This is a genomic window from Lachnospira rogosae (ex Hitch et al. 2025) (assembly GCF_040096455.1).
GTDB classification, from domain to species: domain Bacteria; phylum Bacillota; class Clostridia; order Lachnospirales; family Lachnospiraceae; genus Lachnospira; species Lachnospira rogosae.
Genome location: NZ_JBBMER010000010.1, coordinates 55,270 through 71,065, shown reverse-complemented (window position 1 = coordinate 71,065; position 15,796 = coordinate 55,270). Strand labels below are relative to the sequence as shown.

The following is a 15,796-nucleotide window of genomic DNA, read 5'->3' as shown; positions in this document are numbered from 1 at the left end:
CTATTCTCTTTCCGTTTATTCACTTTTCATAAATAACAGTTTATTAGCCTGCATACATAATTCATCATATCCAGCCCTGAAATTCTCACTGTCAGCTTTCTCACTTATAATTCTATAGCCTTCAAATCTGATAAGATTTTTAAAATATTCCTCAACGTCAGCTGTTTCCTTTATAATGACTTTACTGAAAGCAAGACCTTCCTTGGAAACCTGTGAATCCGGTCTGAATACTATTTCACCTGACAGAATATTTTCCTGATCTCCAACAAGAATCGCCTTTGCATAATACTTATTACTATCAGTTGTTGCAAGACGTATCTTTCTTATAGGTGCTCTTGACTTATCATTCATTGCATTAGCAATATCAACTTCCTCAGCATCAAAATAATCTTTCTCAATAATCATATTCAACACTTCTTTCTATATTATGATATACTTATGTGATAATTTATGGTTAATACTCCTTACATAACGCAGGGAGTTATCCATCCTGACGGCTCCCATTAACTGATTATAACTTGAAGCGGTAGCCAACACCCCATATTGTTTCAATATACTGTGGCTTGCTTGTATCAAGCTCAATCTTTTCTCTTATCTTCTTAATATGAACTGTAACTGTAGCTATATCACCGATAGAATCCATATCCCATATTTCCTTAAATAATTCTTCTTTAGTATATACATGATTAGGATGCTCAGCAAGGAATGTAAGAAGATCGAATTCCTTTGTTGTAAATATCTTCTCCTCACCATTAACAAATACTCTTCTTGCAGTCTTATCAATCTTGATACCACGTATTTCAATTATATCATTCTCTGGCTGCGAGCTGTTAATAAGTCTTTCATATCTTGAAAGGTGAGCCTTAACTCTTGCCACAAGTTCACTTGGACTAAATGGCTTAGTCATATAATCATCAGCACCTACACCAAGACCTCTTATCTTATCAATATCTTCTTTCTTGGCTGATACCATTATAATAGGTATATTCTTAGTCTCTCTTACCTTCTTGCATATCTCAAATCCGTCAATTCCCGGAAGCATAACATCAAGTATGCAGATGTCATATTCTCCGTCAAGTGCTTCTGCAAGTCCGCTTGTACCATCTTTGCATATTGTTACTTCAAATCCACTTAATTCAAGATAATCCTTTTCAATATCTGCAATTGCTTCCTCGTCTTCTACTATTAATACTTTGCTCATAATCTCATTCCTCATCTTTCTATAATCTGTTATTCTTTAGGCTGTGGGTTCTGCACATTATATTTGAGTAAATTCAAATGCATTGTAGTGCCTTCTCCTTCAACACTCTCTGCCCATATCTTTCCTTTGTGGTCCTCGACAATCTTCTTTACAATCGCAAGACCTATGCCGCTTCCTCCTTGTTTCGAGTTACGCGACTCATCAGTTCTATAGAACCTTTCAAATATATGCGAAACATCTTTTCCAGCTATTCCCTTGCCATTATCTGCAATGATGATGTGTACATAATCACTCTCATCATACAAATCTATATCTATCTTTCCCTTGCGCCCCTCAGCCATATACTTAACTGAGTTGCTGATAATATTATTGATAACTCTCTTTAACTGCTCTGGGTCAGCGGCAATTATGACCGGCTCTTTAATATGATTTCTGTAATTAAGCTCTATACCTGCCGCATCAAGCTCTGTTCCTATCTCATCACAGCAGTCATCAAAATATTCTGACACATCAAATTTAACAAATGTATACAATACCCTGTTAGCATCAAGCCTTGAATATATAGTAAGCTCATCTATTAGCTTATCCATATCATTAACCTTATTAGCAATTGTCTTAACATACTTTGCCTGCTTCTCAGGTGTATCTGCAATTCCATCCCTTAAGCCCTCTACATATCCTTTGATTGCTGTAAGAGGTGTCTTTAGGTCGTGGGAAATGTTTCTTATAAGTTCCTTCTCTTCTTTATCCGACTGGAGCTTGTCCTCTGACGACTTCTTTAATATAAGACGCATTTCCTCAAAATCCTTGCACACATCTCCAATCTCATTATCAGGTACTTTGGGCATCTCAAAATCAAAATTGCCTTCTTTAATATTATCTGTCGCAAGCTTAAGCTTATTAACCGGCTTAATAATCGAACTATATATCCACAGATTAAGAATAAGGCTCGTAATTGCAAGAATAAGTATTATAACTACTATAAGCTCAACAATCATATGTCTTATCTGTGGAACACTCTGTTTAACAGAAGTGAGTATTGATACACTATATGTATTCCCGAAATTATCTGTAAAATCAACCTGTTTTATAAGGCTGTGATAGCTTCCGCCTTTATATGTTGCAACATCTACAATATTACTTCCATCTATCTCATACTCTGGAAGTATATTAATAAGCTCTGTTGAACTTAACCCTGTCGAATTGTATATAACATTATTATTCTTTCTTACAACAAGTTTTGATAACTTTTCTTTTAATGTATCATTAAGCTCCTCTAGATATATTCTGTTATTAAACTTCTCTGGTTCGGTCTCTGCCTGTTCTCTTACCTGCTCATACACATCATCGGTTATGCTTCCAAACAACGTCATAGGCGAATAAAAATATAATAACACCGTATCACCTTCAACATTATATGTCTTGCATATGCTGTCTGACTGCATTTTGAAAATTCCTACGACAAACACACACAGCATAATAACCGGAAGTACTATCATTACACAGAATGAAATCTTTAACTTATCTCTTAATTTCATATATTCCTCTTGCTATAAATATGTATTCTCTCTAAATATTATATATTAAATATCCAAATGTTATAACATCTTAACATTATTATTATAAATCGGACATCATTATATAAATATATTAATCACTTTATAATAATACCACAAATTAGCACACTATTATTATAACAAAGTATTAAAAATATAAAAATAAAATGAACTACAGATATCATAAAAATATCCGCAGTCCATTATTATCAGCCAATCTTTAATTTGAACTTCTGAAGTTCTCTTTCTGAATCCACTTTAGCAATAATTGCACCAAGTGCTGAGAGCTTACCTTCAAAATCCTCATAACCTCTCTGAATATATTCAATATCATCTATCTGTGAAATTCCGTCAGCCGCAAGTGCAGCAATAACAAGAGCCGCTCCGGCTCTTAAATCAGGTGCAGATAACTGAGCCGATGTGAACTTCTCCACACCTTCTATATATGCTGTATTACCTTCAACCTTTATCTTAGCACCCATTCTGTTAAGTTCATCAACATACTTGAATCTGTTCTCAAATATGCTTTCCGTAACCATACTAGAACCCTTGGCAAGCGCAAGTGCTACCGCTATCTGAGGCTGCATATCTGTAGGAAAACCAGGATACGGAAGCGTCTTTACATTAGTGCTTCCCACTTCACCCTCAGCTATAACTCTTATCCAGTCATCGCCCTCAACAAGCTTACAGCCCATCTCAAGAAGCTTTGCTGTTATTGACTCAAGATGCTTTGGAATTACATCTTTAATAACAATATCTCCTCTTGTGGCTGCTGCTGCCATCATAAATGTACCAGCTTCAATCTGGTCAGGTATTATTGAATATGTGCAACCGTGAAGCCTGTTCACACCCTTAATTCTTATAACATCTGTTCCTGCACCTTTAATATTAGCACCCATAGCATTAAGAAAGTTCGCTACATCTACAATATGTGGCTCTTTTGCCGCATTCTCCAGAATTGTCTCTCCCTCAGCCATACACGATGCCATCATAAGATTAATTGTTGCTCCAACTGTTACAACATCAAAATAAATATGACCTCCAACCAGATTTTCTGCCTTCGCACTTACAACTCCGTGGTCAATATTTACCTTTGCTCCAAGAGCCTTAAAGCCCTTTAAATGCTGGTCTATTGGTCTGCTTCCTATATTACAGCCACCCGGAAGTGCCACATTGGACTCCTTATACTTTCCAAGAAGTGCCCCAAGTAAATAATAAGAAGCTCTTATCTTTCTGATATATTCGTATTCAACATTAAGATCGCTTATTGAACCCCCGTTAATCTGAACTGTGTTGTTATATATATATTTAACCTTTGCACCTATGCCCTCTATTGCCTGTAATAGCACTCTTGTGTCTCTTACATTAGGCACATTCTCTATTGTTACGGTCTCATCCGTCATAATTGCTGCTGCCAGAATACCAAGTGCGGCATTCTTTGCTCCACCTATGGACACCTCTCCACGAAGTGGCACTCCTCCCTTGACAACATACTGTTCCATAATTCGCACCTCTGTCACTACTTACTAATTCATAAAAAGTTACTAATCTCTAAATATCTTAACCATAATCTCATATTCTATACCGTTACAATTATGGTATTACTCTATCGTTATCCTTAAATATATTAAGGCATATGTTCAAATATTTCAATATCCTTATGATTATATCACACCATATCATTATGTCAATCTGTCTTATCCGCATTTTATTATGATTTAAAAAGGGTATGGAAAATATCCACACCCTTTGTACGTTTTATTCTAGTTCTTATTAACATAATTAAGAGGATTAACCCTTGTGCCATCAATCCATATTTCAAAATGCAGACGTGGACTTGTCACATCGCCTGTGCTTCCACTTAACGCTATCTGCTGACCCTGACTTACCTGCTCTCCAACACTGACAGTAAGTCTGCCGTTATTAGCATACCTTGTCAGGCTTCCATCTTCATGCTGTATATCAACACAGTAACCATATCCACCATACCAGCCTGCTCTTGTAACTTTACCAGCTCTTGCTGCAACAACTGTTATGCCTTCACTACACGTCCAGTCAACGCCGTAATTAACTGTATCTTCTCCAGTTCCATAACCCGAAACAAAAGTTCCTGCCACCGGCTTAATATAATCAGTCTGTGTAAGGGTTCCCACTGCAATCTTCCCAGGCTTTGACTCCTCTGTTATATTCTCTTTTACAATATCTCTTGCCACTTCCCTGCCATTAGCATATGTGACATTAGCAACCACCGTTCTTTTTCCTGACGTTCCCTCATCAAGAATTGTATTAGTCCCTCTTGAATTATTATTATCGTCAATATAACTCACTTCCGCCTTGTAGTCCTCATCATACGAGAGTTGCTTGGTTGTAAGCACTGTTATCTGCGTATCCGGTACTGTTACCACAAGCTCATCGCCTGGTACAACAACCACATTTTGTGAAGCTATGTCATTTAGCTTAAGCAGATCATCCAAAGTCATCTGACAATCTTTGGCAATCTGTTCAAGAGTATCGCCTTCCTTTATTATATAAGATACCTGGGATTTATTCTCTCTTGTTAAAATGTCATAAGCTTCCTGTACAGACACTACATCTGCCTTATCCCCGCTTACTGCGTTAACAGATACATTTTCCGCAAAATCAATTCCCATAAGCTGGTCAGGCGATTTCTTGTTAGTTCCATTTTCCGAATTATTATCTTCAAAGAATGAAGCAACTATCTGTGTATCCTGAACTGACTCTTCCTCATTCTTATTGATAGCAATTGTGTACTGTTCATCAATCGATGTTCCAGCCTTTATGACAGGTTCAAACTCATCAGCTACATTGTATGGCTGTATAATCTTTCTGAATAACTCCTCAACTTCTTCTTTAGTAGCAAGAGTTACCATATTATCATCAACCCTTACAGTATAAGCAAGCTGTGTTTCAACATCAACGATACAGTCAAATAATGAACTGTATATTGCATTCTGTAACTGCTTGGTAGTCATACGTTTCGCTATCGCTCTTCTCTGCTTTGTTATCTTAACATCGCAGTCCATATATATATAATCTGCAAATTCTTTGCAGAGCTGTAATCTTGCATCAGCCAATGCAACATTGACTTCGTCTTCTGTATTAGCAGCGCCAATATAATTACCCTGAATAGAAATACTGTAATATCCCACCTCATTATCAAACATCTGCTTTGATACAAATGGAATACCTATCACTATTACAAGGCATGCAATAAACATTGTCGCGATAAAGGTAGTTCTCATCTCCCTACCATATCTCGTTATGCGTGTCATACATTCCTCCAACAAATAGTATATTTAATGCCATTATTCGTATAATATGATGACGTAATATTTCTGTAACATTTTCGTAACAAATTTTATACTACCACGCATATGCTTATTTGTAAAGTCTTACACTTCTTATAAATAATGAAATAATAATGAACTGTTCATTATTATGATGCCGGGGTCAAAAGCCCCAGACTTTGATACCTACAAATTGTTCCGTGCTACGCAATAAACCCTTTACTTCTTAACTGAGTATCCAAACTTGCCTATATTATCTCCCAGTGTGTAATACTGTCCGTGTGAATATGCTATAAGGTCAGCATCCTGAAGCCTTAATGCACCCTTGCTGTCAAGAAGCTTCTCATCTACATTTACAGCTACAACTTCCGCTATAAACATATCGTGGCTTCCAAGTTCTATAATATCCTTAACCTTACATTCAATATTAACAGGGCTTTCCTTTATTGCCGGTGCAGCTATCTTAACCGATTGCTGTGGTGTAAGGTGCATATCTGCGAATTTATCCGTATTTCTTCCAGATTTAACACCGCAGTAATCAGTTGCATAGCATAACTTTCTTGTTGTGAGATTGACCACAAATTCGCCTGAATCTTTTATAATATCATGGCTGTATCTTTCCTTTCTCACTGATATTGACACCATAGCAGGGTCAGAACATATTGTTCCTGCCCACGCAACAGTAATTATGTTAGGCTTCTCACCCTCTCTTTGACAGCTAACCATTACTGCTGGTACTGGGTATAACATATTGCCGGGTTTCCATGTCTGTTTGCTCATCTTTCAATTGTCCTTTCGTTTCTTATGGTTTTCTTCCTTTTGCTTTTTTCTTTTTGCTAATTTGCCTCGCCGGGTGCGTCTTGGAAAGCTTTGCTTCCCTTGACTGTCGGGCGTTGCTTTTCCACGCATCCGAAGTTTCGAAGAAACTTCTAAGTGACTACGAAGTAGTCATATTATATCATAATTTACTCTTTCTTAACCCGTACACTCACGAACCCGCGCTACGCGCTATCCCGCCCTGCTTCGCATGGCTGTTCGTTCGTTAATGGCGCAAGAAAAGTAAATGTCTGCTTCGCAGCCGCTTCCTTTCCTTTTGCGCTCATTATATCATATTATAAATATTTTGAAAGTTTCCTGTTTTGGTGGGAAGAATTTATTAAATTAATTATCTTTTTTAAGTTGTATGATTGCTTTAATTATGTTAATATTAATTTAATAAAATATTTATGACAGATTTAAGTCTAGAGGGAATTTAGGTCTGTTTACATCTTTATTATTATAATAATTTTCGGAGGACATTTATGTTAGGTAATGTTATCGTAGGACAGTCTGGTGGACCAACTTCCGTAATCAATTCAAGTCTTGCAGGTGTATTCAAGACAGCAAAAGATAGAGGAGCTAACAAAGTATATGGTATGCTTCACGGCATCAAGGGTCTGCTTGACAAGCAGTATGTAGATCTCTCAGAGAAGATTAAGACTGATATCGATATCGACCTTTTAAAAAGAACACCTTCTTCTTATTTAGGTTCATGTCGTTATAAGCTCCCAGAAATATCTGATGACAGAGATACTTACGAGAAGATTTTTGAAATACTTAAAGAACTCAACATTTCATACTTCTTCTACATAGGTGGTAACGATTCAATGGACACTATCAAGAAGCTTTCTGACTACGCTCTTCTTGTAGGCAGTGATATCAAGTTTATGGGTGTTCCTAAGACAATCGATAATGACCTTGCAGTTACTGACCACACTCCTGGATTTGGTAGTGCTGCTAAATTCATAGCCGCTACTATGAAAGAGATTATCCGCGATGGTCTTGTATATGACTATCCAACAGTAACTATCGTTGAGATTATGGGACGTAATGCTGGTTGGCTTACAGCCGCTTCTGCTCTTGCAAGAGGCGAGGATTGTGAAGGCGTAGACCTCATTTATCTTCCAGAAAAGGTATTTGATATTGACCACTTCCTTGAAAGAGTTAAAGAAATCGCTTCTAAGGGACGTTCAATGGTAATCGCCGTTTCTGAAGGTATTAAAGTTATGGACGGAAGATATGTATTTGAACTTTCTGACCACGTTGAATTCGTTGATGCTTTCGGTCACAAGCAGTTAGCTAGTTCTGCTAAGTTCCTTGCTAACAAAGTCGGTTCTGAACTTGGTATCAAGACAAGAGCTATTGAATTATCAACATTACAGCGTTGTGCAGCTCATATGACATCTCGTACAGATATCACAGAAGCATTCAACGTTGGTGGTGCTGCTGTTAAGGCTGCATTTGAAGGCGAGACTGGTAAAGTTGTTGTACTTAAGAGAGTTTCTGATGATCCATATATGTGCATTACAGAAACACACGATGTACACCAGATTGCCAACATCGAGAAGAAAGTTCCACTTGAGTGGATTACTGAAGATGATTTTGTCACAGAAGACCTTATTCACTATATCAGACCATTAATTCAGGCTGAACTTTCACCAATTATGGTTGATGGTCTTCCTAGACATCTTAATGTTAATATGGACTAGTAGTCCAAACAGACTGGCTTCCCTCTTTTATATGCCGGTCTTCTGCTAATCTTTATTATATGTATCACATATTAGAAGCCTGGTGCGTAAGCATCAGGTTTCTTTATTATATATCAAATTGCACATAACAGAATTCCATTTTTAAAATTCCAGCACTTTATTAACCTATAAGACAAAAATATTTTTGACCTGTTTATTACATTATGATAAAATCGCATTAATATGATTAATATATATGCAACAACGCTATTATAAAACTACTACTATGGAGGATTACTATGTCCCGCAATAAGTTACAAAAGGTACTCGATATTAAATTTATAATCGCTGTAATAATCATCATATTATTATGTGCTGTGCTTGTATACACAAGAAAAGAAGCTAAAAGCAATTACGTTTCTGATGAAAAGATTACAGAAATCGGCTTTGAAAATATCGGTGAGCTTGCAACCCAGTCAGTAACAACCACTACTGTAAGGGTTGAAACCAAAGACCTTAAGCTGTTTAATGTAAGCATACCTTTGACACAATCCAAATACATATATACATATAATACAACTATCAAGGCTGGAATTAATTTCAGCGATGTCAAATGGCAGCTCGGCGACACTGACGATACAAGCCATAACATATATGTAGACATTCCTGAAGTTAAGACTTTATCGGCTGACATTGACCTTGACTCCTTCAAAGTACTACACGAGGAGAACAACATTTTCTCTCCTATAACACTTACTGAGCATAACGACTCTTTAATCCAGCTAAGAGAAAATGCTTTATCAGACGCAATAAACAGCGGCTTGTACGACAGGGCACTTGATAACGCTAAGACTATTCTTACTTCATTTATTAGTCAGGTATACCCTTCAAATGAATATAACATAATATTCTCAGAGCGTGCTAGTGAGTAATACAACAAGTTACGACTCGCAGCTAAAATTCAGCTGCGACACAGACATATAATACAGCCACAGATTACCAGCCTATATTAATGTAAGAACGGAGAAAATATATGTTTCGATTATGGTGTAAACTTTTCGATGAGTCCAATCATCTTATGAAAGATATGGTCTATGCTAATTCTGATATAGATATTAACAGAACCAAAAAGATATTTGATGGCATAAAAGAAGCCTGCTATACATTCGATCTGAGCGAGCCTATATGGCTTGACTCTAATATAGCAGACTTCCAGCGTCACTCTAAAGTAAGATTTACTAAAGATAATTTTATTGATTCAATTGACTTTGCTTATATGGAAGTTCAGGTTATTGAAGAAGATTAAATCTCAATATTCTCACCCTTAAGTCCAATATATGCACTATCATCAAGACCGCCTTCGGCGTGGCCTATAAGCCACTTATTAGTAGCCGCAAGAAGTGCATCTTCATTGATATTACTACTGCCAGTATTCTCATTTGAGGTGCTGGCTGTTTTATTATCTATTCTTATATGCTTTGACTTTAATGGATAGTTAGTTCCCTTTGGAAGCACGACTGCAACCTGAAATCCCTTACCATCTATGCCGCAAGGCGCATAATGAAGTGTTGTAGAATACACTTCAACAGCCGTTCCTGCTGGAACCCTGAAAGCTTTTACATTAGCTGTGTCATATATATAATCATCGTTAACATCTGTCAGCAGTCCCAGCATAAGAATCATATCCGTAGCCGCAATATTAATCTCTGAATCCCTGTGATACTCAAGTGCATTAAGCTTTGAATTATGTCCATTACAGTAACCTATCTGAATTGGCATTTCACCATATACAACTGAGGAAATGTCAAGCCTTATAGGAAGTGCTTCAAGCTCCTTTACTGCTGGTTCATATACAACACCTGATGGTATTGGAGTTCTTTTTAATTCCTGTATAAGCTCTGTAAAATCCACATTATCAACTACACGTCCATATTTCTTAAATTCATCATCATTAACTGATAAAATCTGCATACGCTTCTCCATTCCGCTTATTATACTGCCATTTCTTCTACACTTACACTACCGCATTTCTTGCTTCACCCTTAGTGAAAGCTGCAATATTCTCATATACTTCGTCCATAAGTCTTGTTCTTGCTTCTACTGTGCCCCACGCTACATGTGGTGTAATCACAAGCTTTGTGCTATCCTTAATCCTAAGAAGCGGGTTATCCTTTTCTATAGGCTCTTTTCCAAGTACATCAAGTCCTGCCGCAGCAATCTTTCCCTGTTCAAGTGCCTCTGTTAAATCTGCATCATTAACGATAGGACCTCGTCCAAGATTTAAAAGCACTGTACTTGTCTTCATCTTATCAAATGCTTCTTTATTAAAAAGATTATTGGTCTTATCATTAAGTGGTGCATGAATAGATATTATGTCTGATTTTTTCAAGAATTCGTCAAACTCTTCTCTCTCATAAGGCACATCCTGTGTCTTTCCACTTGCTGAATAATATATAACCTTACATCCGAAATCTGAGGCTATCTTTGCAACACCTTTTCCTATAGTTCCAAGACCAACTATGCCCCATGTCTTTCCTGAAAGTTCGTGGAATACATTGGAAAAATGTGAGAAAATCGGACATTCTGCATACTCACCTGATTTAACATAGTTGTCATAATAATTCATCTTCTCTATAAGATACAGTCCCAATGCAAATGTATGCTGTACAACTGAGTCTGTTGAATATCCCGCAACATTGGCTACTCTTATATTCTTTTCCTTAGCATAATTAATATCAATATTATTATAACCCGTTGCTGTTTCTGCTATCATCTTTAAAGCTGGTGCACAATCTATAAATTCCTTGTCTGCAACAATCTTATTGATAATAACAACGTCCGGATTAAACCCTGCAGTTCTTTCAAGTGCCTCCTGCCTTGTACTTGTCTGGTAGCTCTTAACCTCACCAAGACCATAGAACTTGTCTACATTAACATCTTCTCCGTATGTAGACGAATCAAGCATAAGAATTTTCATAATAATAATACCTCCATTCTGCCTTTGTATGCCTTTAAAACATAACTTTTCACGGCCTCATTTTCTGACATTTCAATTATACTTCTCTGTAATTTATAATTCAATTGTAAATGTTATCGTTTAATTTTACATAAGTTTTAATTTGTGTTTACAATATCAAAGTGATATACTTGCAATCGTTTTAAGGAATAACATTTTATACATTAATATTTATATATGTAATATTAAATGTAATATTAAATATATAATCTTTATTAATAACTTTTTAATCACAATGGAGAAAGTGAAATATATGAAACGTATTGATTTTGAAAATGGAACTATAACCAATAATATTTTAAATGCGGCTATACCTATGCTTGTGGCACAGATTTTAAGTCTGTTATACAATATTGTAGACAGAGTGTACATTGCAAGAATTCCCGATGTCGGAACAAATGCCCTTGGTGCAGTTGGACTATGCTTTCCAATAATTATGATTATGACCGCTTTCAGCAATCTCTTTGGAAGCGGAGGTGCACCTTTATTCTCAATTAAGAGAGGAATGGGTGATGAAAAAAGTGCTAACACCATTATGAACACTTCTTTTACAATGCTTTGCGGCTCCGCAATTATTCTTATGTGCATATGCCTCTTATTTGCAGCCCCTCTGCTCACACTATTTGGAGCTTCTGACACAGCACTTAAGTACGCATTTCCTTATCTGTGCATTTACCTTATCGGAACCCTTCCTTCAATGATAGCAACAGGAATGAACCCATTTATCAATGCACAGGGCTACTCAACAATCGGTATGCTCTCTGTTGCAATCGGTGCTATTGCCAATCTTATATTAGACCCGGTGTTTATATTTATCCTTAATCTTGGAATAAAAGGTGCGGCTGTGGCAACTGTTATTTCACAGCTTATGTCAGCTTCATTTGTAATATATTTCTTAAGATTTAAAGCTGAATTAAAGATAAGCTTTATAAGAAAAAATGAACTGCCACAATGTCTGAATTTTGCAAAAGATATAATCAGCCTTGGTACTTCCGGCTTTGTAATGCAGCTTACTAACAGCCTTGTATCAATATGCTGTAACAATGTTCTCTCAGTTACCGGCGGCGATATTTACATTTCTGTAATGACTATTGTTTCAAGCATACGGCAAATGGTTGAGACACCTATATACGCAATCAACGAAGGTTCTTCACCAATTATCAGCTATAATTATGGTGCCAAAAGGCCAGGAAGGGTGCGTAAAGCCGGACTTACTATGGGGGCATTAATATTAGGATATACCGCAGTTATGTGGAGCATAATACTTCTTGCCCCTCATATGCTTATTAATATTTTCAGCTCTGATACTTCACTTATGGAAGATGCAGTATCAGCATTGAAGATATATTTTGCCGCCTTTATATTTATGGACCTGCAATACATCGGACAGACCATTTTCAAATCCCTTAATAAGAAAAAACAGGCTATATTCTTCTCTTTATTAAGAAAAGTATTTATTGTAATACCTCTTACATATATTATGCCTTACGCTCTTAATATGGGAACAAATGGTGTATTTGCAGCCGAACCTGTATCTAATATAATTGGCGGAAGCATATGTTTTATAACTATGCTGTGTACCATTCTCCCCGAACTTAAGCAGATGGAAAATGATAGATAATAACGACTTTTCTCCTTGTATTCGACAGACATTGATAGTATAATTCAATTAAGATATTTTGTGCGACAATATATCAATATAATGCCTTAATGGATAACATTTTAAATGTTATTTCGATATATTCTGGCATTATATCTTTTAATGTTGCAACTTATTATAGGTAATTGCGAATGGTCTTAGCAGTTTTCGCAATTACCTACAACTCAATTATACTAGGAGGAGATATTTTATGATTAATTGGAACAATCTTGACACACTTGAAGCTTTTAAGGAATTAAAGGAAACTCCGCTTGTTGACCTTAATAAGGTTATGTCGGGCGAAGCTGGTGCTGAACGTGTTAAGACATATAATATTCCTATGGCTGAGGGACTTAACTACAACTTCGCAGCTAAGAAAGTAGATGATACAACTCTTAAGGCACTTGAAAAGCTTGCTACAGAAGCTGAACTTTCAGACAAATTTGCTGCTCTTTACAATGGCGAAGTTGTTAATACCGGCGAGAACAGACTTGTACTCCACCATATGACACGCGGACAGCTCGGTGAAGCTGTTAATGCTGACGGCGTAGACAAGCGTACATTCTATACAACACAACAGAAGCGTATCGCTGAATTTGCTGACAAGGTACATAATGGTGCTATTACTAATGGTGCTGGCGAGAAGTTCACAACTGTTGTTCAGATTGGTATCGGTGGAAGTGATTTAGGTCCTCGTGCTATGTATATTGCTCTTGAGAACTGGGCTAAAAAGAATAATTCATTTAAAATGGAAGCTCATTTTATAAGTAATGTAGATCCAGATGATGCATCTGCTGTACTTACTTCTATTGATGTTGCACACTCATTATTCATTCTTGTATCTAAGTCTGGAACAACTCTTGAGACGTTAACTAATGAATCATTTGTTAAAAATGCTCTTAAGGAAGCTGGTCTTGACCCTGCAAAGCATATGATTGCAGTAACAAGCGAGACCTCACCTCTTGCCAAAAGTGATGATTATTTAGATGCATTTTATATGGACGATTACATCGGAGGACGTTTCTCTTCAACATCATCTGTAGGCGGTGCTGTATTATCATTGGCATTTGGTCCTGATGTATTCGCGGATTTCCTTGAAGGTGCTTCTGCGGAAGACAAGCTTGCATTAAACAAAGACGTTCTTAAGAACCCAGCAATGCTTGATGCACTTATCGGCGTATATGAACGTAATGTACTTGGATATGAATGTACTGCTGTACTTCCATACTCACAGGGCTTAAGCCGTTTCCCCGCACATTTACAGCAGCTTGATATGGAGTCTAATGGTAAGTCCGTCAACAGATTTAATGAACCGGTTAATTACCCTACAGGTCCAGTAATATTCGGTGAACCAGGAACTAACGGACAACATTCTTTCTATCAGCTCCTTCATCAGGGAACTAATATCGTTCCTTTACAGTTCATTGGATTTAAGAACAGCCAGCTTGAAAATGATGTTACTATTCAGGACAGCACAAGCCAGCAAAAGTTATGTGCTAATGTAGCGGCTCAGATTGTTGCATTTGCGTGTGGAAAAGATGACAATAACCCTAATAAGACTTTCAAAGGTGGAAGACCTTCAAGCATTATAACTGGAGATAAGCTTACTCCTAAGTCTTTAGGTGCTTTACTTTCTCATTTTGAGAATAAGGTTATGTTCCAGGGATTTTTATGGAATATCAACAGCTTCGATCAGGAAGGCGTACAGCTTGGAAAGGTGCTTGCTAAGAGAGTGCTGGCACACGATACTGATGGGGCATTGAAGGTTTATAGTCAGATGCTTGGGATTTAGGCGGTTGCGCGCTATCAGGGCATTATAAAGATGATATGATATAAATTTCTGTAATATTGGATTTATGATTATATAATTATGGCTTATAACGGACGGAATTAAGGCAGACGGCTGGGGGGTTGTGTGGCTGGACTGGCTGGGGGCTCGTTACTTAAGTTATAAGACAATTGGATACTACTAAGCCTTTCCCGATAGGCAAAGAGAACGGACACACCGCTCCAAATTCGCCATCGTGGCTCAGTTGTCGCTTGCCCAGACCTCGTGTCTGGGCATTGCTGTTTGGTGAGGGGAAAGACTAAGTTGTATCTCAATTGTGCTTATAATACTTGCGTAACAAGCCTCCGCCAGCCCACGCTGACACAACCGTCCAGCCGTCTGCCTTAATTCCTGCATTGTGAAGGAATATACAGTACACCTCTACAGCTAACTTCACGAACTACAGGTCCCACTGATTTGTACAGCTTTCCAACCACTACATCTTGACAGCCACACTCCTATCTCCCTTCCCAGCCATATTTCTGCCCTATTATCCGCAACCCCGGTAGTGTGTGCCCCTGCCATCGCAACCCGACAGGGGTGCGGGTAGGGGCTGTGGTGGTGCGTGTGAGGACTGACATTATAAGATAATTGCTGATATTTCTTAGTCATTCCCTCCACCATACAGCAATGCCCAGACACGAGGTCTGGGCAAGCGACAACTGAGCCACGATGGCGAATTTGGAGCGGTGCGTCCGGCACCATAACTCCACCGGGAATGACTTAGTAATATCCAATTAT

General features: G+C 37.5%; 14 protein-coding genes. 5 read left to right on the top strand and 9 right to left on the bottom strand.

Annotation, left to right across the window (positions count from 1 at the left end; genetic code table 11):
- Positions 1–15 precede the first annotated feature (15 nt).
- The 6 genes from WMO14_RS12010 to WMO14_RS11985 all read right to left on the bottom strand — a co-directional run bounded on the left by WMO14_RS12010 (position 16) and on the right by WMO14_RS11985 (position 6,845).
- Positions 16–405, bottom strand: a complete 390-nt coding sequence (locus tag WMO14_RS12010) for a hypothetical protein (protein ID WP_022502352.1) — start codon at positions 403–405, stop codon at positions 16–18.
- Positions 406–511: 106 nt separating this feature from the next.
- A complete protein-coding gene (locus WMO14_RS12005) occupies positions 512–1,201 on the bottom strand; it encodes a response regulator transcription factor (protein ID WP_022502351.1) in 690 nt (229 codons plus the stop codon).
- 29 nt (positions 1,202–1,230) lie between these two features.
- Positions 1,231–2,739 carry a HAMP domain-containing sensor histidine kinase gene (locus tag WMO14_RS12000; RefSeq protein WP_349153899.1) on the bottom strand — a complete coding sequence of 503 codons (1,509 nt, stop codon included), beginning with the start codon at positions 2,737–2,739 and terminating at the stop codon, positions 1,231–1,233.
- Between the two features lie 227 nt (positions 2,740–2,966).
- Positions 2,967–4,259, bottom strand: a complete 1,293-nt coding sequence (gene murA, locus WMO14_RS11995) for a UDP-N-acetylglucosamine 1-carboxyvinyltransferase (RefSeq protein WP_022502349.1) — start codon at positions 4,257–4,259, stop codon at positions 2,967–2,969.
- Positions 4,260–4,520: 261 nt separating this feature from the next.
- Positions 4,521–6,050, bottom strand: coding sequence for a LysM peptidoglycan-binding domain-containing M23 family metallopeptidase (locus tag WMO14_RS11990; protein ID WP_349153898.1), 1,530 nt, complete (start codon positions 6,048–6,050; stop codon positions 4,521–4,523).
- Between the two features lie 234 nt (positions 6,051–6,284).
- Positions 6,285–6,845: a flavin reductase family protein gene (locus tag WMO14_RS11985; RefSeq protein WP_349153897.1), complete on the bottom strand. Its 561-nt coding sequence runs from the start codon at positions 6,843–6,845 to the stop codon at positions 6,285–6,287.
- Between the two features lie 521 nt (positions 6,846–7,366).
- On the opposite strand from WMO14_RS11985, the gene WMO14_RS11980 reads away from it, so the two are divergent.
- The 3 genes from WMO14_RS11980 (at position 7,367) to WMO14_RS11970 (ending at position 9,878) form a co-directional block, all read left to right on the top strand.
- A complete protein-coding gene (locus tag WMO14_RS11980) occupies positions 7,367–8,593 on the top strand; it encodes a 6-phosphofructokinase (RefSeq protein ID WP_349153896.1) in 1,227 nt (408 codons plus the stop codon).
- Positions 8,594–8,871: 278 nt separating this feature from the next.
- Positions 8,872–9,504, top strand: coding sequence for a DUF4230 domain-containing protein (locus WMO14_RS11975; protein WP_055176839.1), 633 nt, complete (start codon positions 8,872–8,874; stop codon positions 9,502–9,504).
- Positions 9,505–9,605: 101 nt separating this feature from the next.
- On the top strand, positions 9,606–9,878 hold the full coding sequence (locus WMO14_RS11970; protein ID WP_055176835.1) for a hypothetical protein: 273 nt from the start codon (positions 9,606–9,608) through the stop codon (positions 9,876–9,878).
- Here the strand turns inward: WMO14_RS11970 and WMO14_RS11965 are convergent.
- Together WMO14_RS11965 and WMO14_RS11960 are read right to left on the bottom strand one after the other, a co-directional pair.
- Complete coding sequence (locus WMO14_RS11965; protein ID WP_055306912.1) at positions 9,875–10,543, bottom strand: DUF4867 family protein; 669 nt, start codon at positions 10,541–10,543, stop codon at positions 9,875–9,877. The genes WMO14_RS11970 and WMO14_RS11965 overlap by 4 nt on opposite strands.
- Before the next feature lie 43 nt (positions 10,544–10,586).
- Positions 10,587–11,549: a D-2-hydroxyacid dehydrogenase gene (locus tag WMO14_RS11960; RefSeq protein WP_055176829.1), complete on the bottom strand. Its 963-nt coding sequence runs from the start codon at positions 11,547–11,549 to the stop codon at positions 10,587–10,589.
- Between the two features lie 292 nt (positions 11,550–11,841).
- On the opposite strand from WMO14_RS11960, the gene WMO14_RS11955 reads away from it, so the two are divergent.
- Both WMO14_RS11955 and WMO14_RS11950 read left to right on the top strand, forming a co-directional pair.
- Positions 11,842–13,209: an MATE family efflux transporter gene (locus tag WMO14_RS11955; protein WP_349153895.1), complete on the top strand. Its 1,368-nt coding sequence runs from the start codon at positions 11,842–11,844 to the stop codon at positions 13,207–13,209.
- 229 nt (positions 13,210–13,438) lie between these two features.
- Entirely contained in the window at positions 13,439–15,019 is a 1,581-nt protein-coding gene (locus WMO14_RS11950) for a glucose-6-phosphate isomerase (protein ID WP_349153894.1), read from the top strand.
- A 307-nt stretch (positions 15,020–15,326) separates the two neighbouring features.
- Here the strand turns inward: WMO14_RS11950 and WMO14_RS11945 are convergent, their stop codons facing one another.
- Positions 15,327–15,452, bottom strand: coding sequence for a hypothetical protein (locus WMO14_RS11945; RefSeq protein WP_278320150.1), 126 nt, complete (start codon positions 15,450–15,452; stop codon positions 15,327–15,329).
- Positions 15,453–15,796: the final 344 nt, after the last annotated feature.